General features: G+C 64.3%; 12 protein-coding genes. 8 read left to right on the top strand and 4 right to left on the bottom strand.

What is annotated here, in order from left to right:
• Window positions 1-9: 9 nt before the first annotated feature.
• Complete coding sequence (locus V6M87_RS25080) at window positions 10-1,971, bottom strand: tetratricopeptide repeat-containing protein (protein WP_332879409.1); 1,962 nt, start codon at window positions 1,969-1,971, stop codon at window positions 10-12.
• Window positions 1,972-2,081: 110 nt separating this feature from the next.
• A complete protein-coding gene (locus tag V6M87_RS25075; protein WP_332879408.1) occupies window positions 2,082-3,248 on the bottom strand; it encodes a patatin-like phospholipase family protein in 1,167 nt (388 codons plus the stop codon).
• Between the two features lie 218 nt (window positions 3,249-3,466).
• On the opposite strand from V6M87_RS25075, the gene V6M87_RS25070 reads away from it, so the two are divergent.
• Window positions 3,467-4,312, top strand: a complete 846-nt coding sequence (locus V6M87_RS25070; protein ID WP_332879406.1) for a hypothetical protein — start codon at window positions 3,467-3,469, stop codon at window positions 4,310-4,312.
• 84 nt (window positions 4,313-4,396) lie between these two features.
• Here V6M87_RS25070 and V6M87_RS25065 read toward each other — a convergent pair whose 3' ends face one another.
• Together V6M87_RS25065 and baeS are read right to left on the bottom strand one after the other, a co-directional pair.
• A complete protein-coding gene (locus V6M87_RS25065; RefSeq protein ID WP_332879405.1) occupies window positions 4,397-5,083 on the bottom strand; it encodes a response regulator in 687 nt (228 codons plus the stop codon).
• Window positions 5,080-6,471 carry a sensor histidine kinase efflux regulator BaeS gene (gene baeS, locus V6M87_RS25060; RefSeq protein WP_332879404.1) on the bottom strand — a complete coding sequence of 464 codons (1,392 nt, stop codon included), beginning with the start codon at window positions 6,469-6,471 and terminating at the stop codon, window positions 5,080-5,082. The genes V6M87_RS25065 and baeS overlap by 4 nt, the downstream gene beginning before the upstream one ends.
• Before the next feature lie 135 nt (window positions 6,472-6,606).
• Between baeS and V6M87_RS25055 the strand changes: the two genes are divergently transcribed.
• From V6M87_RS25055 to V6M87_RS25025, 7 genes are all read left to right on the top strand, one after another.
• Complete coding sequence (locus V6M87_RS25055) at window positions 6,607-8,115, top strand: efflux transporter outer membrane subunit (RefSeq protein ID WP_332879403.1); 1,509 nt, start codon at window positions 6,607-6,609, stop codon at window positions 8,113-8,115.
• Between the two features lie 23 nt (window positions 8,116-8,138).
• Window positions 8,139-9,245, top strand: a complete 1,107-nt coding sequence (locus V6M87_RS25050) for an efflux RND transporter periplasmic adaptor subunit (RefSeq protein WP_332879402.1) — start codon at window positions 8,139-8,141, stop codon at window positions 9,243-9,245.
• Window positions 9,242-12,355 (top strand): efflux RND transporter permease subunit, encoded by a 3,114-nt coding sequence (locus tag V6M87_RS25045; RefSeq protein ID WP_332879401.1) that lies wholly within the window; start codon window positions 9,242-9,244, stop codon window positions 12,353-12,355. Before V6M87_RS25050 ends, V6M87_RS25045 begins: the two co-directional genes overlap by 4 nt.
• Window positions 12,352-12,993 carry a TIGR02466 family protein gene (locus V6M87_RS25040; RefSeq protein WP_332879400.1) on the top strand — a complete coding sequence of 214 codons (642 nt, stop codon included), beginning with the start codon at window positions 12,352-12,354 and terminating at the stop codon, window positions 12,991-12,993. Before V6M87_RS25045 ends, V6M87_RS25040 begins: the two co-directional genes overlap by 4 nt.
• A 310-nt stretch (window positions 12,994-13,303) precedes the next feature.
• Window positions 13,304-17,866: a CHASE domain-containing protein gene (locus V6M87_RS25035; RefSeq protein ID WP_332879399.1), complete on the top strand. Its 4,563-nt coding sequence runs from the start codon at window positions 13,304-13,306 to the stop codon at window positions 17,864-17,866.
• A 65-nt stretch (window positions 17,867-17,931) separates the two neighbouring features.
• Window positions 17,932-18,570 (top strand): ANTAR domain-containing response regulator, encoded by a 639-nt coding sequence (locus V6M87_RS25030; RefSeq protein WP_332879398.1) that lies wholly within the window; start codon window positions 17,932-17,934, stop codon window positions 18,568-18,570.
• 374 nt (window positions 18,571-18,944) lie between these two features.
• On the top strand, window positions 18,945-26,527 hold a 7,583-nt coding region (locus V6M87_RS25025; RefSeq protein WP_332879397.1), incomplete at its 3' end, for an Ig-like domain-containing protein.

The following is a 26,527-nucleotide window of genomic DNA, read 5'->3' as shown; positions in this document are numbered from 1 at the left end:
CCTTTCTGGCTACAAAACAGACCCTGCTGGATCGGTTGATCGGTTCAGCAGTGCCGGTCCATCCAGTTCGACCGGCTTGAACCCATTATCCCTGGCTTCATCGAAGAACTCGGCCGCACCACCAGGCCCCTGGGGCGCATGGGCGCGATTGAGCAGTGCCAGCACCGATCTGGTGGCGGCGCCGGTACTCATCGCGCTATACATCATCCAGTGGTTGGCGCGGGTCCAGATGTAATTTTCCTGTTTGCCGGCCAGCCACGTCGGCGGCACCACAGACGCTTGCAGTACATCGAAAGGGAGGCGCTCCAGCAGGGCGTGAAAGCGCTCGACCCAATTCGCGCCTCCGTGCTGCACCGAGGTCACCTGGAATCGCTCTGGTGGCAGAGCGAGCAACAGCCTGGTCGGGACCCCGAGCTCCGCGCAGACTTCGTGGAACAGGATGTCGCCCCCGCATGCGCCCCCGGCGAAACCCAATACCTGCCCGTTGACCCCGGCCACTTCGTCCGCCACTGCCGAGCGAATCAATTCACGGGCGCGCGCCTGCGCGGGGGCGGTGCGCGGAAAGCGCCACAAGTGCTCCGGTTTATCCGCAGCGTCGATCATATGTCCCGTGAAGAGCAGTACTTTGGCGGGCCTGGGCGGCGGCTGGCCCCCGATTGCCATGGCGCTTTCGATCTCTTCCAGCGCGGCACTGACGCCGGGCTCGAACAAGCCCATATTCTTGTAGATTTCAAGGTTGCGCCGGGTCGCGTCCAGTGCGAACCAGTCGTCACCGGTCACGGCTTGCCGGTAGTACTGTGCCACGCGTTCCGTGCGCCCGGGCGCGGTCAGCAACTGTAAATCGGCTCGGCTGCTGGGCGCCCACGCATCTGGCATGCCCGGGCGCAGGCCAAGGACCGTGTCCAACTGGAGTGCCAGGTGCAGCGTCGCCACCAGCCGCGCGGCCAGCGTGTCGATTGCGGCCAGCGCAGCAGTCGCGCCGGCATCGGTATCATGCGACTGCTGCCAGGCGTCGGGCAGCGAAACGGCGCATGCTTGTTGTATTTTAAGTATCGCCAGCGCATTCATGGCAGAGTAATGCGCGTTCAGGTCCAGGTTGGTGGCAGCCAGATAATGACTGCGCATGCGCATAAAATGGACCGAACGCAGCGTTGCGGCTTGCTGTTCCAGCGGAGCACGGCCAGCGAGTTCGTCGATCCACCGTGATTTTTCGTTGCTGCCCAGCAGGCAGTGCGCTTCCACTAATTCGGCGTTCGCATGGCTGCCGTCGATGACCCGTTGAATGGCGCTTGCCGACTCTGCCATCAGCTCCAGCTTGCGTGCGGGTGCTTCCGTGGCCGCGAGGCGCTGGTAGATCGTCCCCAGCCGAAGGTTTGCCTCGACGTGCTCACCATCTGTTCCACGCAGCAGTTCGAAGGTCGTGCGCGCGCCGGCGTACGCGCGCAGCTTGAATTGCGCATTGCCGATCATGCGCAGTGCTTCCTGGTCCCATTCGTACGCGGCCGCCTCCTGTGCGAACAAGCGCAGCGTGCCGTAGTGCTTCCCGATGCGGGCGCGCTCGAGGTCTTCCTGGAAAGCGCGCGGCGCACTGACGAGCTTGCCCCGCCCGTGCGGCTTCAGTTGCGGCAGGAGCGTGAACACGGGACTGTCGGCCTGAGGCGAGTTGAGGCTGGCGCGCAATGCCTCGGCCAGAGCGGCGACGCTTGCGCCCGGATTGCTTGCTTCGTACGAAAAGTATCGGTCAGTCTGCAGGTCGAACGGATGTTGCTGCTCCGATTTGCAGCGGATCATGAATGTGTGGCGCGGCTTGAGTGCGTGCCGCATTCCCAGCTCGTAAAAGACATTCGCGTTGTGGATGGAGATATCCGCAATGACGAGATCGGCAACGGCAATGAGGCGAAACATATCTTCGCGAATATTGCCTTGTTTAATGATTCGCGCTGTCGTCGAGCCGAATACCTGCAGATCCATGTGACCCAGTTTCGCTAGCGCTGGCTGGATCAAATCGGCTTCCACCTTGTCGAAGTCGATGCCATCCTTGATCGCGAACGGACGAATGATGAATATGCGCATGTTCTTGTTCAGCCACGCATGAAGTGTTCGGGCTGAACGAAGCGGCTTGCCGCACGCTGTCCGATTTCCTCCAGCTGGTTCATGTTGCCTGGGCGGTCCATTTGTGCGAGGCTTTCGATCATCTCGGCGTTGAGCTCCTGACCCAGCTCATTGCTCAGCCAGGTCTGATCGAACTGCACGTTGTAACGGTGATAGCGCAGGCTGGGCCCTGCGCCGGGCCAGGCACCGGAAAGCGTACCCAATTCGCAGTCGATCGGGCGCGCAGTCGGGCTGTCGGACAACCACTGCAGCATTGTCTCCACCAGGTCCTCGCAGTCTTCCAGTACCGATTTGAGCGCCTTCACCGCATGCGTTGCAGCGAGCGCATTGAGACCGCTCGACATGCCGGGGGGCTGGCCATTGCGCCCGCTACCAACCGAGGTGATCGACAGCTTGTCCGCGCCCATCTGCCAGCCAAAACCGTAGCCCGGGACAGTTGCGGCCAGTACCAGTTGCAAGGCCGGGTTGTTCATCGTACTGACGCCGCCGTCGACAAACTCGCCCTCGACAGCGGCATGCCCCGCCGCCGCGTCGGCAGCCTTGACCACGATGTGCTCAGGCGCGAAGTAGGTCGGTGCCGCCGTGCTGGCCCGGATGACCGACCACAGTGGATAATCCTTGTTGGGAACGGTGTTTCCGCGTCCATCTGCATGGAAGTAGCGCGCATTCGCGTTGTTGCTGAGTACCCATTGGCTACCCGTATCAAGCCGTTTGCAGAGGATGACCAGGCCGGTTTTGTAGTCCGTCGACCCTAGCGTGCGTTCAGCGAAAACGCCTTTCAGTGCAGCAGTCACCTTGTTCGCGTCGTATCTTTGCTTAAGGTAACCATCTTTCCAGATGCTCGGTTGGAAAGCCGACTGCCCAAGCCGGAAATAGTGGTCCCGGATTTCCTTGACCGACATGCCAAGTGCCAGGCCGGCGGCGATGATGGCGCCGGTCGAGGTACCACCGATGAGGTCAAAATAATCGCTGAGGCGAAACGTTTCGTCCGCTCCGGCCTGGTCGCGCAAAACGTCTTCGATTTTTTGCAGAATGGCGATCGTCAGAATACCGCGCAGTCCACCGCCGTCGAGAGCGAGGATGCGTTTCGGTGCGAGTGCATGGTCAAGATGCTCGGCGAAGCTGCGTTTGGTCATGGCTGAATCATCCTTTGCTTCGTGGCGACAACGGATGGTGCTGCAGGCGGGCGGACCTTGTAGTGCTGATGCTGGATCACGGCAATTGCGGGTGTCATTACAGTATTGGTGTGCTTGATCAAAATGGCAAGCACTTCGCTGTTGTTTTTTTTGCACGCTTCTGACATGAAATGTTGAGGCGCACGCAGCTTGATTTGCCGCGTCGTGCAAGTCGGCCTATGCTTGCCGACGAGCTTGCAGAAGCGCGAATGGAGGAATTGACGATGGTTGCCCATTTCATGCATTACGTCTGCCGTACCATCAGGATGCGTTTCCCCATGGAGGTTGGGGAAGTGACGGCGTCCACGGGACACTTTGCGCGGCCGGCGTTTCACGTGACGCACGCCGTCAACGGCTGGGTCCGTGATGTGCGCGAGCACGATGTTATCTGGCTGGTGTCTCAGTTGAAAACACCCTGGGGCAGCCTGCCGCCGGGAATTGACGCGCGCATCGAAGTCGCATCGATCGAACATGGCTGCGCCGGCACCCGCTTTACCGCCGGGCCGCGATCCGCATGGATACCGATGCGTGACGCCACCGAACTGCTTGGGACTGCGCGCGGCGTATTGAAGTCGGGTGGCTCGGCGCGCTTGTGGACCAACCCCGAGCGCCACATTGGCCAGTATTTGCAGGGTATGCGCGCGCTGGAGGATGGCGCACTGGTCGACGCCTGGTTCCAGATGGCGCGTGAGGCGAAAATGGAGTTTGTAAGCTATCGGCAACTGGACGGCACGCGCGATGCATTTCATTATGTTGCCAAGCGGGTGTGCCTCGGTAAAACCGTCTTCTGGGACCGCTGGGGGCTGCCACGCGGCATTGCGGAGCGGCGCGAGGCATCACCACGCGCACAACTCGATCCGTACCTGACAAGCGCAATGGACCGTGCGGCCACAGTATGGGGCATCGCCAGCCCACGCTACGGCGAGCCCGGGAGCTACTCGGCCTACGAACAACAGTATGCCGGCGTCCGTTTGGTTCTGGTCCAGTGCCCTGTCGCCGTGCATGCGTGCACCCAAAAAGCGTGAGGCGCACGTCATGCTGGCCTACACATTTTTCATCAATCACCGCCGGCGTAACGCTGCCTTCGTGGTGGCAATCCACGCGTGGCCTCACTTCAGTTCCATGCGATAGCCGGCGCCATAAATGGATTTAATCCATTCTTCATGGCCGCCTGCTTCGACCAATTTTCTGCGCAAGTTCTTGACATGGCTATCGACCGTCCTGTCGGTCACCACGCGTCGATCATCGTAAAGGCGCTCCAGCAGATCGTTGCGCGAATACAGGCGCCCCTGCGCACCATGGAGCAGGCTGAGCAGGCGGAATTCCACCGGCGTCAGATTCAGGGCATGGCCGTTGACGCTGGCGCGGCATGCTACCGGGTCGATCGCCAGCGGGTCGGCGATGGCGGGTTGGGGCACATGGCGATGGCGGCGCAGCACCGCCGCCACCCGCGCCACCACTTCGCGCGGACTGAACGGCTTGCAGATGTAATCGTCGGCGCCGATCTCCATGCCCAGCAGGCGGTCGATTTCCTCGACTTTGGCCGTCACGATAATGACCGGGACCTGGCCATGCCGGCGCAGTTCGTGAAACAGATCGATGCCGTCGCGGCCGGGCAGCATCAGGTCCAGCAATACCAGGTCGGGCTGTTGTGCGAGAAAAGCCGACACCACCGCCGCGCCGTCGGCGACCCAATGGTGGCGGTAGCCCGCATTGGCAAGGTAGTCGCACAGAACCGCCGCGATTCTCGGTTCATCCTCGACGATCAGGACATGATCCTGGTGCGTGCCGGTCATGCTGCCGCCAGCGCCAGCGCCAGTACCACCGAGATGCGCAGGCCACCCAGGGGCGAGGTGCTGGCGCTGATGCGGCCTTCGTGGGCCTCGGCGATGTTGCGGCAGATCGCCAGCCCCAGCCCGCTGCCACCGCTGGCGCGGTTGCGCGACGACTCGACCCGGTAAAATCGCTCAAACAGGCGCGCCAGTTTATCTTCCGGCACGCCGGGCCCGCTGTCCTCGACGAGAATCGTGACCGCATCGGCGCTGCGCAGGCAGGCGACGTGCACCTGCGCGCCGTGGTCGGTATAGCGCAGCGTATTTTCAAACAAATTGGCAAACAGCTGATGCAGGCGCCGTTCGTCGCCCAGGATGATCAATGGAACGGCTGCAATCTGCACGACCAGTTGCAGGTCCTTCGCCTGGCGCCGTTCGTCGATGCCGTCGAGGGCCGAGCGCAGTATCGTCGCCAGGTCGACCGGCACCCTTTGACAGGCCAGCGCACCGATGTCAGTCAGGGCCAGGTCGTGCAAATCGTCGATCAGTTTTCCCAGCCGCGTCATCTCCTGGTGCAGTGCGTGCAAGGACTGCGGGCCGGGTTGTCGAATGCCGTCCTGGACTGCTTCGAGCTCGGCCAGCATCACCGTCAGCGGCGTGCGCAACTCGTGCGAGATGTCGGCCATGAGCGCGCGCCGTGCGCCCTCGTTGCGTTCCAGCGCCCCGGCCATGCGGTTGAAGTCCTGGGCCAGGGTGCCGAGCTCGTCGAGCGGACCGACTTCGATGCGCGAGGCGTAATTGCCGGCCGCGAGGCGGTGCGTGGCGCCGGCCAGCGTGCGCACGCGGCGCAACAATGGACGGGTCAGAAAAAAGGTCAGCAGGGCGATGATGGCAAGCGACGCGACGCCGATGATCGCCCAGACCCGGCGCTGTTTTTCAAGGAAGCGGGCGTCGTTGATCGACATCATTTCCTGGAACGGGAGCATGGCAAGCCAGCCAACGGTGCGGCCATCGACGATCACCGCTTGCCGCATCGAACTGGCGCTGACGCGAAAATTGCCGGCAATGCGCTGCAGGCGCGTGTCGAGCAATCCCGTGCGCATCAGCGCCCCGGTCTGGTCCGCGATCGAGAGATTCCGGGTGATTTCGTCGAAATCGCCTTGCGGGCGCATCAGCTCGACCCACGCCGTGCCATCGCTCTCCAAAAACGCCCAGCTGCCGCGCTGCTGGTAGGCTGCCGCCAGCCGCGGCATCAGCCGGGCCATGCTGGCGCTGCCCTGGTCATTCAGATAATCGAGGAAATCGCGCTGGAAACTGATCCGGAAGGTCAGGGTTTGGACCAGTAAGACAGTGGCGCATGCCGCGAGCACGGACAAAAACAATTTGGCGGTAATGCTGGTTCTGAGGTTCATCGGCGGCGCGATCGGATGTGATTGACGGAAACTATACAGCGCCAGACCGTCGCGATAAAGGCAAACCAGCGATCTTCATAATTCCTGCACATTGCTCACGCACAATGCGCGCATCTGACACTCCGCTGGCTAGCCATGTTCCGCTTGAATGCTTTTCGATCGCCGCAGCGCGCGTCGCCTGCGCTCCCCAGCTTGCGCTGGCCGGCGGCGCTGACCCTGACGGCCGCGGCGCTGGCGCTGACCGGTTGCGCGCTGCAGCAACCCTACCAGGCGCCACCGATGCCGGTGGCGGCGCAGTGGTATGCCCCGACGCCGCACCAGGGCAGCACCCAGGCGCTGGTGGACTGGTGGTCGGGTTTTGACGACCCGGTGCTGGCGCAACTGGTCGCACTGGCCGAGGCCGACAGCCCGACGCTGGCGCGGGCGCTTGCCCAAATCGACACGGCGCGCGCCACCGTTCTGGCCAGCGGCGGGGCGGCCTGGCCCGCCGTCACGGGGAGCGCGTCCGTTACGCGCAGCAACCAGACCGGCGCCGTCGACGTGAACAACGCCAGCAGCAGCGCCATCACGCGCAAGGGTGGACTCGACGCTTCCTGGGAAATCGACCTGTTCGGCAAGGCCCGTTCAAGCCGTGAATCGGCCCAGGCACAGCTGCAGGCGCGCGTTGACGACTGGCACGACGCGCGCGTGTCGCTGGGCGCCGAAGTGGCCGACGATTACGTTCAATATCGCGCCTGCCGCTTGCTGGTGAGCGCCTATCGCCGCGCCGCCGCGTCGCAGGAACAGACCGTGCTGTCGACCCGCGCGGCGGTACGGGCCGGGCTGTCGACCGGCGCCGACGGCTATCTGGCCGAAGCCAGTGTCGCGCGCGCCGCGACGACCGCGGCACAGCAGGAGGCTGCCTGCGATGACCTGGTGAAATCGCTCGTGGCCGTCACTGGCGTGGACGAAACGGCGCTGCGCGCCATGGTCGCGCGGCCGGGGGCGCCGGCGCTACCCGCGCCCGGCGGCTTTCAGGTCAGCAGCCTGCCGGCCGACCTGGTGCGCCAGCGGCCCGACCTGGCGGCCGCCGAACGCACCCTGGCAGCGAACTACGCCGCAATTGGACAGGCCCGCGCGGACCGCTTGCCCAGCCTCACGCTGTCTGGCGCGATCTCCGCGTCCGCAGCGCACACCGGTTCGCCCGGCACGCTCTGGTCGTTCGGCCCCAGTTTGTCGATTCCGCTGTTCGACGCCGGCACCAGGCGCGCCGCCGTGGACAGCGCCGTGGCGGCCTATGCGCTCCAGCTGGCGACCTACCGCAGCGCCGTGCGCAACGCCGTGCGGGATGTCGAGCAGGCCCTCGTTGCGCTCAATGGCGCGGCCTTGCAAAGTGAACAGGCCGCCCGTTCGGCCGACCAGTACCGGCGCTACGCCACGGCCATCGAAACCAGCTGGGGCGCCGGCCTCGACAGCTTGCTGACACTGGAAGACGCGCGCCGCACCGCAATTACCGCCGAGACCACGCTGATCGGCCTGCAACGCGACCGCGTCCGTTACTGGATCGCCTTGTACAAGGCCGTCGGCGGGGGCTGGCGCATCGGAATCAGCAGCGCGCCGCCGGCCAGCGCTACCACCACATCTTTACCAGGAGTGTCGCAGTGAGCCTCGTCCACCATCGAAAACCCATGCGCCTTGTGCTTGGCGCGCTGCTGCTCGGTCTACTGGCGTGGTGGTGCCTGCGCCCCGCCAGCAAGGTCGCCGCTGCCGTGCCGGCCAGCGCGCCGGCGGCGCTGAGCGTCAACTTGACCGAGCCCTTGCGCCAGAGCTGGCCGGACACCATCGAGGTCGATGGCAGTCTGGCGGCCTGGCAGGAAGCGGTGATCGGTGCCGAGACCGGCAGCCTGCGCATCACCGCCTTGTACGCCGACGTCGGCAGCAGCGTGAAACGCGGCCAGTTGCTGGCCCAGCTGGCCGACGCCAGTGCCACGGCCGAGGTGCGCAAGCAGGAAGGCGCCGTGGCCCAGGCCCGCGCCACTGAGGAAAAAGCGCGGGCCGACCTGCAGCGCGCGCGCATGGCGGCCGACAGCGGCGCCTTGTCGGGTCAAAAAATCGATGAATACCGGATTGGCGCGGCCAGCGGCCGGGCGGCGCTCGACTCGGCCCTGGCCGAGCTGCAAGGCAAGCGCATCACGCTGGCGCAGACCCGCATCGTGGCGGTCGACGACGGCGTCGTCTCGGCGCGCGCAGCGCTGCTCGGCAACGTGGTGAGTCCGGGCGCCGAGCTGTTTCGGCTGGTGCGGCAGGGCCGGGTCGAATGGCAGGCCGAACTCGACCCACAGCAACTGGCGCGGGTGCAGGCGGGACAGCAGGCACTGGTCAAGCTGCCCTCGGGTAGCGTGGTGCCCGGCGTGGTGCGCCTGGTGGCGCCCACCTTGTCGACCAGTACCGGCCGCGCGCTGGTGTACGTCAGCCTCGCGGCCGGCCATGGCGCGCGCAGCGGCATGTTCGCCAGCGGCAGGATAGAGCTGGGGCACACCACGGCCTTGTCGCTGCCGGAGTCGGCGCTGGTGGCGCGCGACGGCCGCGTGGACGTGTATGTGCTGGCGCCGGATGGCGCGAAAGTGGCGCGCCGCACGGTGCTGACGGGGCGGCGCAGGGATGGCCGGGTCGAAGTACTCTCCGGCCTCGATGCCACTGCGCGCGTGGTCGCGACTGGCGCCGCTTTCCTGTCCGACGGTGTCGCAGTCAAGGTGATCGCTGTCACGCCGCCGCTGCGCAAGGCCACATCATGAATATCTCGTCCTGGTCGATTCGCAACCCGGTGCCGGCGATCCTGTGTTTCGCGCTGTTGACGGTGTTTGGACTGGTCGGTTTCAGCAGGTTGCAGATCCAGGATTTCCCCGACATGGATTTGCCCATGATTACCATTTCCGCAGCACTGGAAGGGGCCGCGCCGTCGCAGCTGGAAAACGAGGTGGCGCGCAAGATCGAAGACAAGTTGACCTCCCTGACACTGCTCGACCATGTCACGACCACCATCAACGATGGCGGCGTGAATATCAGTGTCAGTTTCAAGCTGGAAAAGAATGCCCAGGCCGCATTGAGCGAAGTGCGCAATGCGGTCGACAGCGCGCGCGCCGACTTGCCGGCGGAAATGGCCGACCCGACGGTGTCGAAGAGCGAAGCGGCGCCGACCGCCTTGCTGACCTACACGGCGGCGTCCAGCGTGCTCGACGAGCAAGACCTGTCCTGGTTCGTCGACAACGACGTCAGCAAGGCGCTGCTGGCCGTGAAAGGCGTGGCCGCGGTCACGCGGGTGGGCGGCGTCAGCCGCGAAGTGCGCATCGAGCTCGACCCGGCCGCGATGGCCGGCCTGGGGCTGAACGCCAAAACCGTCTCGCTGCAAGTGAAGGCGATGCAGCGCGACCGCTCCGGCGGCCGCGCCGACATTGGCGGGCAGCGCCAGTCGGCACGCACGCTGGCAGGTGTCGAGTCGGTACAGGAACTGGCGGCATTGACCATCAACACTGGCGACGGCCGCCGCGTGCGGCTGGACCGTATCGCACGCATCAGCGACGGCGCGGCGGAACGCAGTTCTTACGCTTACCGCGATGGCAAGCCTGTCGTCGGCCTGCAGATCACGCGCGCCAAGGGAAACTCCGACGTGACCGTGCTGCGCGGGGTGCGCAGCGCAATGGGCAAATTCGTCGCGCTGCATCCGCAGGTGGCGCTCGCCGAAGCGAGCAATACGGTCGCCGCGATCGAAGACAATTACCGTGGCTCGATGGAGATGCTGATCGAAGGCGCACTGCTGGCCATTGCCGTGGTGTGGTGGTTCCTGCGCGACTGGCGCGCGACGCTGGTCTCGGCTGCGGCGCTGCCGCTGTCGATCATCCCGACCTTCGGCGTGATTTATCTGGCCGGCTATTCTCTCAACACCATCACATTGCTGTCGCTGTCGCTGGTGGTCGGCGTGCTGGTCGACGACGCCATCGTCGAAATTGAAAACATTGCGCGCCATCTGCGCATGGGCAAGACGCCGTATCAGGCCGCCATGGAAGCGGCCGACGAGATCGGCCTGGCGGTGATTGCCACGACCTTTACGCTGGTCGCCGTGTTCCTGCCGACCGCCTTCATGTCGGGCATTGCGGGCCTGGTGTTCCGCCAGTTCGGCATTACCACGTCGGTGGCGGTATTGATGTCGCTGCTGGTCGCGCGCCTGCTCACGCCGATGATGGCGGCCTACCTGTTGAAGGACATCGTGGGCCAACAGCACGACAGCAAGCTGATGACCCGCTACCTGGGCTGGGTGCGCAGCAGCATCGGTCAGCGCGGCCGGACGGCGTTCGCGGCCGGCGCTTTCCTGGTGCTGTCGGCCCTGATGGTGCTGTCCCTGAAGACGGCATTCTTTCCGGCGCAGGACAAGGCGCAGACGCAGATTGCCATCGAGCTGGCGCCGGGCAGCACGATCACGGAAACGCGCGCAGCCAGTTTGCAGGCGGCCCAACTGGTGCGGACACTGCCTGCGGTAAAAAGTGTGTTTGTCGCGGTGGGCAACGGCAGCAGCGAGAACAGCAATGGCCTGCGCAAGGCCAGCCTGATTGTGGACCTGGTGGCGCGCGGCGAGCGCCAGCAAAAGCAGGCCGGGGTCGAGGAGGACATCCGCCAGTTGCTGCGTCAGGTGCCCGGCGCCCGGGTGGCGGTCGGCGGCGGCAACAGCGGCGAAAAACTGCAGATTACGCTGGCCGGCAGCAACCCGGACGGACTCGAGGCGAGCGCGGCGGCGCTGGAAACCCAGTTGCGCACGCTGCAAGGGATCGGCAATGTCAGTTCCAGCGCCGCGCTCCAGCAACCCGAGATTGTGTTCAAGCCAGATCTCGCCCGCGCCGCCGCCATGGGCGTGACCACCGAAGCGCTGGCCGAAGCGATCCGGATCGGCACCTATGGCGACTATGCCAGTGCGCTGCCAAAACTGAACCTGCCGGAACGCCAGCTCACGGTGCGGGCCCAGATCGATCCCGCGGAGCGCAGGAATCTGGATGATATCGGACGCTTGCGCGTGGCCGGCAGCAAGGGCATGGTCAGTGTCGCGGCGCTGGGGACGCTGGCGATGGGTAGCGGCCCGGCGCAAATCGACCGCATCGATCGCGAGCGCAATATCACCCTGTCGATTGAACTCAATGGCCGCGCGCTGGGGGATGTCGATAGCGAGGTCAAACAATTGTCTGCCATGCAGCAATTGCCCGCGGGCGTACACCAGGTCGACCAGGGGGAGCTGCAAAGCATGGCTGAGCTGTTCCAGAGCTTCGGGCTGGCCATGGCAATCGGCATTCTGTGCGTGTATGCGGTGCTGGTGCTGCTGTTTCACGATTTCCTGCAACCGGCCACGATCCTGTGCGCGCTGCCGCTCTCCCTCGGTGGCGCGCTGTTCGCCTTGCTGATCGCGAAGATGCCTTTTTCGATGCCAGCGATCATCGGCTTGCTGATGTTGATGGGGATCGTCACAAAGAACTCGATTTTGCTGGTGGAGTATGCCGTCATGGCGCGCCGTGACCATGGCGTGGGCCGGCTCGACGCCCTGGTCGATGCCTGCCACAAGCGCGCCCGTCCGATCCTGATGACCACCATCGCGATGGCGGCCGGGATGCTGCCGAATGCGCTCGGCCTGGGCGCCGAGCCGAGCTTTCGCCAGCCGATGGCCATCGTCGTGATCGGCGGCCTGTTGACCTCAACCTTGCTCTGCCTGCTGGTGATACCGGTGGTATTTACCTACGTGGATGACGTGGAACAGTGGCTGCGGCGCTACTTTATCAACCGGGGTAACGGCACCGCGTCTGCGATCAGTACACCAATCTTGCTCGATAAAACTGATCGTGTTCCCATGGAAAATGAATTTTTATGACGACACCAGAAATTACGGTACGCAAACTATTCTGCACGCCTTTATTAATCAGCCATCTCGACGGCGCGGCAGACATGAATCACGCGCTGCTTGCACACTTCCTGGCGCAGCCTGCGCAGGAGCCTGGCCGTCGCCACAGCAATCTCGGCGGCTGGCAGTCGGACGATAACCTGCAGACGCTGGCGTTGCCGGCGGCGCAGAGCCTGTGCCGGATGGTGACCGCCGTGGTCGATGCAGCCACTGCCGTCCACGTGCCCGGCGGCTTGATCGAGGCAGCATTGGCGTGGCGCATGAACGCGTGGGTCAACATCAATTCCAGCGGCGCCAGCAATGCCGTCCATGGTCATGCAGGCGCGTTCTGGTCTGCCATCTATTACGTTGACGATGGCGGTGCGGGGCCGGCCTGTGGCGGAGAGTTGTTTTTCTACGACCCACGCGGCCTGTTGCCGGCCATGCATGACCCACTCTTGCGGTTTCGAATCGAGGGCTGTGTCACTGCCGGATACACAGAGAAAATCACGCCCGAAGCGGGCATGCTGCTGGTTTTCCCGTCATGGTTACTGCATTCGGTTGATCCATTTTTTGGTACGCGCCCGCGCGTATCGGTGGCATTTAACTTTGGGACGCCTGCTGGATAGACATTCCTACCTTTTCTCCGGCGCCATCATTTGCCGGAGAATGGCTTCCTTTTGTTCTAAGTACTCGCCGGGAAATAAATGTGAAATTTTGGCAAACAGAACCGGATGCGATGCAAGGCGGACGACGCGCCGCAATGCGAGCATTGCAAGCGGTGGCCAACGCAGGAGCGCGCCGGTTATGGCAGCCAAAAATCACATTTATTTACTGGCGAGTACTTAAGTGACGCGACATCTATCCTGACCGAGGGGGAGGCGAAATGAATGCTTGTCACCTTGCGCTGCTGTGTATATCGTTTCAGCATAATCGCATGTGAAAACCGAAAAAATTAACGTCCAGGGGAACCCGTTGCTGCATTCGCGTCTACCAGTTGCCTTCATCAAGATTGTTTTACTGGCGACGGTGTACTACTGCGCCGCCCGCGCAGGGCTCTTCATGGCGTTCCCGGGCACCAATGTTTCACCCGTGTGGCCGCCGTCGGGAATTGGACTTGCCGCCTTGTTGCTGATGGGGCGGCGTTTCTGGCCGGGAATTTTTCTGGGCGCCCTGATCGCCAATATCGCCGGTTTTACCGAAGCAGGCGCGATGAGCTTGCGGAGCGCCCTCGCGCCCTCGCTGGCGATCGCGTTCGGCAACACACTGGAAGCCCTGCTCGGTGCCTGGCTCATGCGCCACATGGTGCGCGCGCGCGCCCTGTTCCTCAGGCCTGAACGCGCTTACCAATTTGCCGCTGCTGCTGCTGTTGCTGCCTTGGTCAGCGCGCTGGTCGGTACAACGACGCTGATTTCGGCCGGCATCATCGCGCCGGCGATCTCGTCGACCATCGCCACCACCTGGTGGGTGGGCGACCTGGCCGGGATCCTGGTCGTCACGCCATTCTTGCTGTCGTGGCGCGGCGTACGCCGCCTTCGCACAAACGTACGCCTGCGCGAAGGTGGGCTGGCCCTTGCCGGATTGGTCATTTTGCTGTGGTGGCTGTTCGATGCACCGGCCGATGCGTCACGCCGCATCCTGGTGTTTGCCTTGTTGCCCTGCATTGCCCTGTGCGCTTACCGGTATCGCACGCGTGGCGTCACACTGGCACTGCTGCTTATCGACACGGCCGCAGTGCTGGCTACCGTCGTCGGAAAGGGGCCGTTTGCTGCAGCCGGCAGGCCGGAGGCATTGTTTGCGCTCGAGATATTTATCGGCATCTTCAGCATGGTGGGCCTGGTCCTTGCAGCCGATGCCGAGGGCGCCAGGAAGCGCGCCCGAGGGAGGGCGGCAGACTGGCTGCACTGGACCGTTTTCCTCGGCGCGATGGTTCTCACGATCGTGGCCTGGCAATACGTGACCAGGGCCACTGAGCAGCGCGCCGCCGAACAATTCAACCGCGAAATCGCCGACGTGCAGCGGCTGGTCGGCGATCGTATCGCCGCTTACAGCCAGATTCTGCACAGTGCGCGCTTTGCCTTGCACGGTACGGACGAGATCGATGCCCAGGATTGGCACGACTATGTCGGCGGGATCGGGCTGGCCGACAAGTATCCCGGCATTCAGTCGCTCGGCATCGCCCTGAAGGCCACGAACAAGGACGCTCTGGAACGGCGCATGCGCGCTGACGGCGTTGCCGGCTTCACCGTCTGGCCCGCCGGGCAGCGTGATGTCTACGTCCCGGTGGTGCGATTCGAACCGTCCACCGCGCTTAACGCACTGGCCCTTGGTTTCGACATCATGTCCGAACCGGTCAGGCGCGCTGCCCTACTGCGCGCGATGGACTTCGATACGCTGGCGCTGACCGGCAAGGTTACCCTGGTGCAGGAGCGCGGCGTGGCGCGCCAAAACGGCTTCCTGATGTTCTTGCCGGTGTATCGGCATGGCGCCGCCCACAGTACCACCACCGAGCGCCGGCAGGCACTGGAAGCGTACGTGTTCGGCGCATTTCGCATGGACGATCTGATGGCGGGTATTTTTGGCAGCACGCCGCCGGTGGCGATCGAGATTTTCGACGGTAACAGCAGCGCACCCGCGTCACGCCTTTATGCCAGCGCACTGAGCGCGCAGGATGCAGCGCACGCCGCCTATCGCGGCACCACCAGCATGGCCGTGGGTGACGCTGTCTGGACGCTGCGCCTGGTTTCGCTGCCGGTGTTCGATGCCGGTATCGACCGCGCCAAGGGCCTGATCGTGCTGTTCGCCGGCGCCCTGATCGCTTTGTTGATGTTCAGTATTACCCGAGCGCTGCGCGTCAGCAGCGACGATGCGCTGGCGCTGGCCTCGCAGATGACCGCCGCATTGCGCCGATCGGAGCGGCGCTTCGCCGTGCTGGTCGACTCGGCCGGTGAATTCGCCATCATCGCCACCGGGCTCGATGGCGTCATCGATGTGTTCAGCGTGGGTGCCGAGCGCATGCTGGGCTACCGCGCCGACGAGCTCATTGGCCTGCAGACGCCGGCGTTGCTGCACCTGCCGGCGGAGGTAGCGTTGCGCGCCGCCGAGTTGAGCGCGGCGACCGGCGTGCCAGTCGATGGCTTCGAGGTGTTTGTGAGCCAGGCCCGCACGGGGGCGGCGGAAACCCGGGAATGGACCTACCTGTGCAAGGACGGCAGCAGCGTGCCGGTGCAGCTGACCGTCAGCGCCATCCGCGACGGCGACGGCGCACTCACCGGTTTCCTGGGCATCGCACGCGACATCACCGAGCAAAAGATGGCCGACAAGGCGCTGCGCTGGGCCATGCTGCGCGCTGACCAGGCCAGCCAGGCGAAAAGCGAATTTTTGGCCAACATGAGCCACGAACTGCGCACGCCCCTCAACGCCGTATTGGGCATGGCGCAACTGCTTGACCACAGCGCCCTCGAGCAGACGCAGCAGCGCGATGTTGCCGCTATTCGCAGCGCCGGCGTCGCGCTGCTGGCCATTGTCAACGACATACTGGACTTTTCCAAGATCGAAGCGGGCAAATTGGAGATCGAGCAGGCGCCATTTCGACTCGACGCGCTGGCGGCGACCCTGGCTACCATGATGAGCCTGAACGCGCAGGAACGGCCCTTGATGCTGACGGTGGCGCTCGATCCGGCGCTGCCCGCACTGGTCACCGGTGACAGCTTGCGCCTGCAGCAGGTGCTGATCAACCTGGCCGGCAACGCCATCAAGTTTACCGAGCAAGGCGAAGTGGCCGTGCGCTTTGAAAGCGCTGCGCGCAGCGATGGCGGCCTGACCTTGCGGGTGATGGTCAGCGATACCGGTATCGGCATGAGTGCAGGCACCATCGACAAGCTGTTCGGCGCCTTCGAGCAAGCCGACAGTTCCACCACCCGGCGTTTTGGCGGGACCGGCCTGGGCCTGGCGATTTCGCGCCGGCTCGTGGAATTGATGGGTGGCAGCATCAGTGTGGAAAGCGTGCCCTCGCACGGCAGCGTGTTTACCTTGTTGTTGCCGCTTGGCGTGCCGGCGCAGCAGCCGGCGCCGTCACGGGTGCCACCATTGCGGGTGGTGCTGTGGGGCACGGTCGGGCGCGCGGCCGCAGTCCTGCTCGATGCCCTCGATGCGCTCGGCTGCGAGGCCGCTGTGGCCGATGCCGGCAACATCACCTTGCCCGCGGGCGCTCTCGCCGACGTGGTGCTCATTGGCACAGACGTGGATGGCGCCTTGCTCGACCATGTCCGCCGTGCGCGCCTGGCGCATTCTGGCATTGCGATGGTGAAAATGCTCGATTCCTACGAACGCACCCACAAGCTGAACGACACTGCCAGCTTCGGCGCGGACGCCATCCTCGACAAGCCGGTCACGCCGGTTCCCTTGCAGGCATGCCTGCTGGCGCTGGCCGGGGGCGCTGTGCCGCGCAGAGCGCAGCCGGGCAGGCCTTTGCTGGCATGCCGGGTGTTGCTGGTCGAGGACAACCAGCTCAACCAGATTGTCGCCAGGCGCATGCTCGAAGCGGCCGGTGCGCAGCTTGCCATCGCTGGCGATGGTCAACAAGCCATCGATATCCTGCGCGCAGCGCCGGACGGATTCGACCTGGTGCTGCTCGACATCCAGATGCCGGTCATGGACGGGTTCGAGACGATCGCCGTGATCCGCGGTGCGCTGGGTCTGCGCTTGCCCGTGCTGGCCATGACGGCGGGCGTGATGGAACACGAACGCAGTCGCTGCATTGCTGCCGGCATGGATGGCTTCATCGCCAAGCCCATCGATTTCGACCAACTGATCGAGGCCGTCAGCCAGCACGTGCCGGTGGCGCGCCGGTCCGGACCTGCGCAGGCTGAGCGGCTGGTTCCGGCGGGCGCAGCGGCGCCGGGCGAAGGCGTCTTCGATCTCTCCCAGCTCGATGGCCTGGCCGACGACGACGGCGCCACGGTGGCCGGCCTGCTGGGCATCTTGCTCAGTGCCGGCACGAGCGAGCTCGACCAGTTGGGGCAGGACTGGGGCGAGGCGGCGCGCGTGGCCGCCGCACGCAGCCTTCACACGCTGCGTGGCACGGTGGGCACGTTTGGTGCGCGCCGCTTTGTTGCCGCCGCGCGCGTGCTCGAACAGGCCTTGCAGGGCGCTGCCGGGCCAGCGCTGCTGGACGATCTGCTGGCCGCGGTGCGGGTCGAGCTGGTGGCAACGCTGGCAGCGGCGAGCGCCTGGCGCCAGCGCTGGCAACAAACCTGGCAGCCCGGTATGGCCGCGGTCGACGCGGCGCAGCTGGCACAGTTGCGTCAGCTGCTGCAGGGGAAGAACCTGGCTGCCGGCACCTTGTTCGCAAAAATCGAGGCCGGCTTGCCGCACCTGATCGGGGCGCACACGACACAGCAAGTACGCGCTGCGATCGATCGTCTCGACTATAGCGCCGCCTTGTGGCTGCTCGATCAGAGCGGGCAGGGCGGTGCGTCGGCTGGAGCGGGCAGTGACTGAGGGTTGCGCGCCGATTCGGTACAATAAGGTTTGCCAGCCGGCGCATTTCCCCGGGATTCCCGATCATGACCTTGCCGCCCGCCGCCCGCTCCCGCCGCCTGATCCTGGTGGTCGATGACGATCTGATCATGCTTGGGCTGCTCAGCAAATTCCTGGCAGCCGAGTACGAGGTGCGCATCGCCAGCTCGGCGCCGATGGCGCTGGGCTTGATCGCCGATGGCGGCCGTGAGCCGGACCTGGCCATTTTCGACATCAGCATGCCCGGCATGTCGGGACTGGAACTGGCAGGCCATGTGCGCGCTAATACCACGATACCGTTTCTGTTCCTGACCGCCAGCGAAAGCGGCCACACGGTCGATCTTGCCGCCGCCCACGGCGCGCTTGGCTACCTGCTCAAGCCGCTGGACCTGGCGCAACTGGGCGCCGCCATTGTGGCGGCGCTGGCGCGCGCCGACGAAATCCGCGGCCTGCGCGACAGCGAGACCCGCCTCAGTCAGGCGCTGCGGCAGGGCCGCGACACCGGCATGGCGGTCGGTGTGCTGATGGAACGCTACAAGACCGACCGCGAGTCGGCGTTCAAGGTGATGCGCGACCATGCCCGCGCGCAGCGGCGCAAGCTGGCCGATGTGGCAGCCGAGGTGCTGGCGTCTGCCGAGTCCTTCGACATTCTGGCGACACGTTTTGGCGCCGGACCGCGCAACTGAACACAAGGTTTTTCACCCGCTGTTGTCGTTCGCCTGCGCCTGCGGGCTTTGTGGCCCTTTGGCGTAGGTAAGCATTCCCGCAGCTTACATGTTCATTGCGTCAGCCCGGTCGGGCTTTTTAGTGGGTCGCATTTATGCAACGCACTGACTATTTCCCCGTTTATATAATGTGAGTACAGTCAAATTGGATGATAGTATTTCCGTGCGGGTATTTTAATTTGAAATAAAAATTTGCGCATTCGATTCAATTATTAGAAAAGAATTGAATTAGCCAACAATAATGTTTATTAAATATGAAGCATATTCTGATGGGCCGATACAGCAGCCACTCGTTCCCAATTGCGGGTGAGCGGTTGGCGTTGGAACCACGGATCATGTTTGACGCCGCGCTGGCGCTCGAATTGGCCGGCAGCACGGCAGCAAAGGCAGAGGCGGAAGGTCAGCCGGATGGTGCAGACGACAAGGATGGCAGCGCCGATTTACCCTTGCCGGCATTGGGCGCCGATGCGCCAACACAGACAGCTGACATTGGCAACGTGAAGGAATGGCTGTTTGTCGACAGCAGCTTGCCGCAATTGTCCGAGCTGCTTGCCAACGTTCCGCCTGATTGCCGCATTGTGCTGCTCGATCCATTGCGCGATGGTTTCGCCCAGATCGACGCAGCGCTCGCCGGCCAGACGGACGTGAAGACCGTGCACCTGGTCACGCATGGTGATCAGGGCGCAATTATGCTTGGCAGTTCGCTGCTGGATCTTGCAACCGCTTCGACCGCTTATGCGGACCAATTCGCCGCACTCGGCGCACATCTCGCTTCCGGCGCCGACGTGCTGGTGTATGGTTGTAACGCGGCCGGCACGGCCAACGCCGTCGCCGGCATGGAGCGCCTGGCCTCCTTGCTCGACGCCGACTTTGCCGCTTCGATCGATACGACGGGAACAGGTGAAGCTGGCGCGAACTGGCAGCTTGAACAGCAAACCGGCACCATCGAGTCGATGGTCCTCGACGGTGGTGCCTGGCAGCATACATTACCGCTGCTGTCGGTTGGCATCAGCCTGAACGTCAACACGCCGCTGGGTGTCGCCGAAGATTCCACCTTGGCCTTTACCGGCGGGAATTTGCTGACATTGAGCTTGACCAACATGCTGGCGACCAGCACGAGCGTGCAGTTGTCGGTGCAGCACGGTTCGGTCAGCTTCACCCCGTTGGCCGGTGTCTCCCTCAGTGGCGGTGACGGCAGCCAGGACAGCGCCGTGACACTCACCGGTAGCGCGACCGCCATCAACCAGGCGTTGGCGACAGTCGTCTATAACGGCGATCCTGACTACTACGGCAACGATACACTGCGCCTGGCGGTCAGCCAGACCGTGCTGGGCATTTTGAGCGTTGCAACGCCGATTGACCTGGGCATCGTGATTGCGCCGGTTGCCGACATTGTTGCTGACAGCGCGAGCACCCAGCGTGATCAGGCGGTGTCGATTGCGCTGATGGCAAACGACAATTTTGAGCGAAATACTGCTGCCGTCAGCGGCGTCACCCAACCCGCTCACGGCACTGTCAGCCTGTCGGGGAATCTGGCGACCTATACGCCAGCTGCAGGCTATAGCGGCAGCGACAGTTTCAGTTACACCGTTACCAGTGGTAGCACCACGGAGACCACCACGGTGGCAATCAGCGTGCTGGTGCCGAACGCGCCACCGACGCTCAGCACCCCGGCCACAGTCAGTGGCCTTGAAGACCAGAACGTCGTTTTTTCGGTGGCGAACGGCAACGCGGTCAGCGTGGCCGACGCCGACGGTGGCGTGTTGACCGTGACGCTGGCGGCCACGCATGGTGCCTTGACACTGGCCGGCACCGCGGGACTGAGCTTTAGCAGCGGCGACGGCAACGCCGACCCCGTACTGGTTTTCAGTGGCGACCAGGCCGCCATAAACCAGGGACTCGCGGGTTTGCTGTTCAAACCCGATGCAGACTATAACGGTAGCGCCACCCTCAGCGTGGAAGTGGGTGACGGACAGGCAAGCAGATCGTCGAGCGTGGCCATGTCGTTTGGTGCGGTGAGCGACGCCTTCGGCGATAGTGTCATCACCGACGTGTTCACGCCTGTGCTGTTTTATCCGCTCCAAAATGATCAGTTCGAGGGCGTGGCGGCGATCGTCTCTGCCAGCGCCCCGGCCCATGGCACCGTGCTGGTCGGCGTGGGCGGCGCACTGACCTACACGCCCGATGCGGGATATCGGGGCAGCGACAGCATCATCGTCACTGTCAGTGCAGGCGGCGTGACAGAGACCGAAGTGGTGTCGATTACCGTCGGGATCAATCACGCTCCTGTGCTCACCGGGTCCATCGGTGCGATCAGCACGCAGGACAGTGCGCTCGTCACTGCATCGCTTGCAGCGACATTCCAGGATGCCGATCTTGGCGACGTGTTGCACTATTCGGCCAGTGGCCTGCCAGCCGGCTTATCGATCAATCCGCTTACCGGTGTGCTCAGCGGACAAGTTGGCGGCCACGCCTCGCAAGGCAATGGCGGTGTCTATAGTGTCGCCGTCACCGCTACCGACAGCGCTGGCTTGAGCGCGACTGCGACGTTGACGATCACGGTGGCCAATCCAGGCCCGCTCGTGATGGCCGGGGTCGCGCTCGGGCAGGAGGACAGCAATCTGCGTGTCGAGGCGCTGCTCAACGTCAGCGATCCGGATGGCGACGCGCTCAGCGTCACCGCTGCCACTGCGTTGCACGGCACGGTTGCGATCGGGGCCGACGGCGCGCTCACCTACACCCCTTTCTTGAATTACAACGGATTCGATACCATCAGCTACACCGTGCGTGACGCCGATGGCGCCAGCGCGGCCGGCACCATCGTCGTGACGGTCGCCGCAGTAGCCGATTTGCCCACCTTGAGGTTGCCAAGCATTCCCGTATTCAGCGAAGACACGCCTTTGATTTTTGCCGCGCTGCTCGGCACCCAGATCGAGATCGGCGATGTTGACGGCGAAGTGCTGGAGATCGAATTGTCCGTGCCCGGCGGCCTTCTAACGCTGCAGCAACACGCCGGTGTGAATATCAGCCAGGGCGATGGGATTGACGATAGCATCATTCGCCTGTCAGGTACGGCGATCAATTTGCAGGCGGCACTGGAGCAGTTGCAACTCTTGCCAGGCGCCGACTACAACGGCCCTTTGACGCTCACTGTTTCGCTGGGCTCGATCGGGCAAGTCCTGGGCCTGAGTGTCGCGCTGCCCCTATCGATTGGCGCCGTGGCCGACATTGTCGACGATCAGGTCGCCGCTGTGTCTGGTCAGGCGGTTGCCTTCAATGTGCTTGCAAATGACAGTTTCGAGCACGCGGGCCGCGTCGTGAGCGCGTTCCAGACCCCCGCGCACGGCAGTCTGAACTTGAACGCGCAAGGCCAGGCGATCTACACGCCAGTGGCCGGCTTCACCGGGACCGATGTGTTCACCTATACCGTTACCAGTAACGGTACGGTGGAGACAGCAACGGTAACGGTCAGCGTGACCGCTGCGCCGAATCAAGCACCGTTATCGATTCCGCTGGCTGACGTACAGCGCTTCGATGGCGTGGCGATCCTGCTCGACTTGTCGGCCGCTTTCAGCGACGCCGACGGCGACACCCTCAGCTACAGCGCCAGCGGGCTGCCGGCCGGCGTCAGCATCGATGCGGTCACCGGCGTCATCGCCGGCACACTGACTTCTGGCGCGTCCAGCGCCGTTGCCGGTGGCGTATACACAATCGTCGTGAGCGCAAGCGATGGACGCGGCGGCATCGCCAGCCAGGCCTTTACGCTCACAGCCAGCAATATCGGCCCGGTCGGCGCCACCGATGCGGTCAGCCTGGCCGAAGACGCCAGCGTGTCGGGCAATCTGCTGACGAACGACAGCGATGCCGACGGCGACGCGCTGCGCGTTGACACCACCCCGGTCACGGGACCGGCACACGGCACGCTGGTGCTTGCTGCCGACGGTAGTTTTACCTACACACCCGACGCCAACTATCACGGCGCCGACAGTTTTACTTACCGCGTCATCGACGCCGATGGCGGCGTGTCCACGGCCACGGTCAGCTTGACGATTGCTGCGGTCAACGACGCGCCGGTTGCGGCCCCGTTGGCCGATCACAGCGACACCACCGGAGTGGCGGTATCGTTCAATGCCAGCGCGGCCTTCAGCGACGTCGACGGCGACACACTCAGCTACAGTGCCACCGGCTTGCCACCCGGGCTGACCATCGACGCGGCCAGCGGGATCATCAGCGGTACACTTAGCGTACCGGGCAATTACAGCGTCACCGTCAGCGCAGCCGATGGGCAGGGCGATGTGGCCAGCGCGGGCTTTATGTGGAATGTGCAGGCGTCAGCCAACAACGGTCCAGCGCCGGTGGGCACTTTGAACGCCCTGGCGACCAGTGACGCCGCTGTCCTCAGCATTGCGACAGCTGCCGCTTTCAGCGATGCCGATGGCGATACCCTGACCTACAGCGCCAGTGGCCTGCCGGCCGGGATCAGCATCGATGCCGTCACCGGCGTGATTGCCGGAACGCTGACATCAAGCGCCTCCAGCGCGGTGTTCGGCGGCGTGTACACCATTGTTGTGAGCGCAAGCGATGGACGCGGCGGCATTGCCAGCCAGGCTTTTACGCTCACAGCCAGCAATATCGGCCCGGTCGGCGTGGCCGATGCGGCCAGCCTGGCTGAAGACGCCAGCGTGTCGGGCAATCTGCTGACCAACGACAGCGATGCCGACGGTGACGCCCTGCGCGTTGACACCACCCCGGTCACGGGACCGGCACACGGGACGCTGGTGCTCGCCGCCGACGGCAGTTTTACCTACACACCCGACGCCAACTATCACGGCGCCGACAGTTTTACTTACCGCGTCATCGACGCCGATGGCGGCGTGTCCACGGCCACGGTCAGCTTGACCATTGCTGCGGTCAACGACGCGCCGGTTGCGGCCCCGTTGGCCGATCACAGCGACACCACCGGAGTGGCGGTATCGTTCAATGCCGGCGCGGCCTTCAGCGACGTCGACGGCGACACACTCAGCTACAGTGCCACCGGCCTGCCACCGGGGCTGACCATCGACGCAGCCAGCGGCATCATCAGCGGTACACCTACCGTGCCGGGCAATTACAGCGTCACCGTCAGCGCAGCCGACGGACAGGGAGGCGTGGCCAGCGCCGGCTTCATGTGGGGCGTACAGGCGCCAGCCAACAATGGCCCAGCGCCTGTAGGCAGCCTGAGTGCGATGGCTGTGAACGACGCCGCCGTTCTCAGCATTGCCACAGCCGCCGCTTTCAGCGACGCCGATGGCGACACCCTGAGCTACAGCGCCAGTGGCCTGCCGGACGGCGTCAGCATCGATGCCGTCACCGGCGTCATCGCCGGCACACTGACTGCAAGCGCCTCCAGCACCGTCGCCGGCGGCGTGTACACCATTGTGGTCAGCGCAAGCGACGGGCGCGGCGGTGTTGCCAGCCAGGCCTTTACGCTCACGGCCAGCAATATCGGCCCGGTCGGCGTGGCCGATGCGGCCAGCCTGGCTGAAGACGCCAGCGTGTCGGGCAATCTGCTGACCAACGACAGCGATGCCGACGGTGACGCCCTGCGCGTTGACACCACCCCGGTCACGGGACCTGCACACGGGACCGTGCAGATCGCTGCCGACGGCAGTTTTACCTACACCCCTGACGCCAACTATAACGGCGCCGACAGTTTTACTTACCGCGTCGTCGATGCCGATGGCGGCGTGTCCACAGCCACGGTCAGCTTGACCATTGCTGCCGCCAACGACGCGCCGCAGGCGTCTCCCCTCTCCGATCACAGCGACACCACCGGGGTGGCGGTGTTGTTCAACGCCGGCGCCGCCTTCAGCGACGTCGATGGCGACACACTCAGCTACAGCGCCACTGGCCTGCCACCGGGGCTGACCATCGACGCAGCCAGCGGGGTCATCAGCGGAATACCTAGCGTACCGGGCAACTACAGCGTCACGGTCAGCGCAGCCGATGGACAGGGCGGTGTGGCTAGTGCGGGCTTCATGTGGGGTGTGCAGGCGCCAGCCAATAATGGCCCGGCGCCGGTGGGCACTTTGAACGCCCTGTCGACCAATGACGCCGCCGTCCTCAGCATTGCCACGGCCGCCGCTTTCAGCGACGCCGACGGCGATACCCTGAGCTACAGCGCCAGCGGGCTGCCAGCCGGAGTCAGCATCGATGCCGTCACCGGCGTCATCGCCGGCACACTGACATCAAGCGCCTCGAGTGTCGTCGCTGGTGGCGTGTACACCATCGTGGTCAGCGCAAATGACGGGCGCGGCGGCATCGCCAGCCAGGCCTTTACGCTCACAGCCAGCAATATCGGCCCGGTCGGCGCGGCCGATGCCGCCAGCCTGGCTGAAGACGCCAGCGTATCGGGCAATCTGCTGACCAACGACAGCGATGCCGACGGCGATGCCCTGCGCGTCGACACCACTCCGGTCACGGGACCTGCACACGGGACGTTGGTGCTCGCTGCCGACGGCAGTTTTACCTATACCTCTGACGCCAACTATAACGGCGCCGACAGTTTTACTTACCGCGTCGTCGATGCCGACGGCGGTGTCGCCACGGCCACAGTCAGCTTGACCATTGCTGCTGTCAACGACGCGCCGCAGGCCGCACCGCTGGCTGATCACAGCGACACCACCGGAGTGGCGGTATCGTTCAATGCCGGCGCGGCCTTCAGCGACGTCGACGGCGACACACTCAGCTACAGTGCCACCGGCCTGCCACCGGGGCTGACCATCGACGCGGCGAGCGGGATCATCAGCGGTACACCTGCCGTGCCGGGCAACTACAGCGTCACGGTCAGCGCAGCCGATGGGCAGGGCGGTGTGGCTAGTGCGGGCTTCATGTGGAACGTACAGGCACCAACCAACAATGGCCCAGCGCCTGTAGGCAGCCTGAGTGCGATGGCTGCGAACGACGCCGCCGTCCTCAGCATTGCCACGGCCGCCGCTTTCAGCGACGCCGACGGCGACACCCTGACCTACAGCGCCAGTGGCCTGCCGGCCGGGATCAGCATCGATGCTGTCACCGGCGTGATTGCCGGAACGCTGACTTCTGGCGCCTCCAGCGCTGTTACCGGCGGCGTGTACACCATCGTCGTGAGCGCAAGCGACGGGCGCGGTGGGATTGCCAGCCAGGCTTTTACGCTCACTGCCAGCAATATCGGCCCAGTTGGCGCCGCCGATGCCGCCAACCTGGTTGAAGACGCCAGCGTGTCGGGCAATCTGCTGACCAACGACAGCGATGCCGACGGCGACGCGCTGCTGGTCGACACCACCCCGGTCACTGGACCGGCGCATGGTACGGTGCTGATTGCTGCCGACGGTAGTTTTACCTATACCCCTGACGCCAACTATAACGGCGCCGACAGTTTTACTTACCGCGTCGTCGACGCCGATGGCGGTGTCTCCACGGCCACGGTCAGTTTGACCATTGCTGCTGTCAACGACGTGCCGCTTGCTGCGCCGCTGGCTAATCACAGCGATACCACTGGGGTGGCCGTGTCGTTCAACGCCGGGACGGTCTTTACAGATGCTGACGGCGACACACTCAGCTACAGTGCCACAGGCCTGCCGCCCGGGCTGACCATCGACACGGCCAGCGGGATCATCAGTGGTACACCTAGCGTACCGGGCAATTACAGCGTCACCGTCAGCGCAGCCGATGGACAGGGCGGTGTGGTCAGCGCCGGTTTCATGTGGAGTGTGCAGGCGCCAGTCAACAATGGCCCAGCTCCGGTGGGCAGTTTGAACGCCATGGCCACCAGTGACGCCGCTGTTCTCAGCATTGCGACAGCCGCCGCTTTCGGCGACGCGGACGGCGACACCCTGACCTACAGCGCCAGTGGCCTGCCGGCCGGGATCAGCATCGATGCTGTCACCGGCGTGATTGC

This window comes from Massilia sp. S19_KUP03_FR1 (genome assembly GCF_036688685.1).
Classification (GTDB): Bacteria; Pseudomonadota; Gammaproteobacteria; order Burkholderiales; family Burkholderiaceae_D; genus JALYUM01.
The sequence above is the reverse complement of the archived record's forward strand: the minus strand, read 5'-3'. Positions and strand labels throughout refer to the sequence as shown.

Bases quoted from the DNA above. Each gene is read 5' to 3' on its own strand.
- V6M87_RS25080 (WP_332879409.1), bottom strand. From the start codon at position 1,971: ATGGATCTGCAGGTATTCGGCTCGACGACAGCGCGAATCATTAAACAA.
- V6M87_RS25075 (WP_332879408.1), bottom strand. From the start codon at position 3,248: ATGACCAAACGCAGCTTCGCCGAGCATCTTGACCATGCACTCGCACCG.
- V6M87_RS25070 (WP_332879406.1), top strand. From the start codon at position 3,467: ATGCTTGCCGACGAGCTTGCAGAAGCGCGAATGGAGGAATTGACGATG.
- V6M87_RS25065 (WP_332879405.1), bottom strand. From the start codon at position 5,083: ATGACCGGCACGCACCAGGATCATGTCCTGATCGTCGAGGATGAACCG.
- baeS (WP_332879404.1), bottom strand. From the start codon at position 6,471: ATGAACCTCAGAACCAGCATTACCGCCAAATTGTTTTTGTCCGTGCTC.
- V6M87_RS25055 (WP_332879403.1), top strand. From the start codon at position 6,607: ATGTTCCGCTTGAATGCTTTTCGATCGCCGCAGCGCGCGTCGCCTGCG.
- V6M87_RS25050 (WP_332879402.1), top strand. From the start codon at position 8,139: ATGCGCCTTGTGCTTGGCGCGCTGCTGCTCGGTCTACTGGCGTGGTGG.
- V6M87_RS25045 (WP_332879401.1), top strand. From the start codon at position 9,242: ATGAATATCTCGTCCTGGTCGATTCGCAACCCGGTGCCGGCGATCCTG.
- V6M87_RS25040 (WP_332879400.1), top strand. From the start codon at position 12,352: ATGACGACACCAGAAATTACGGTACGCAAACTATTCTGCACGCCTTTA.
- V6M87_RS25030 (WP_332879398.1), top strand. From the start codon at position 17,932: ATGACCTTGCCGCCCGCCGCCCGCTCCCGCCGCCTGATCCTGGTGGTC.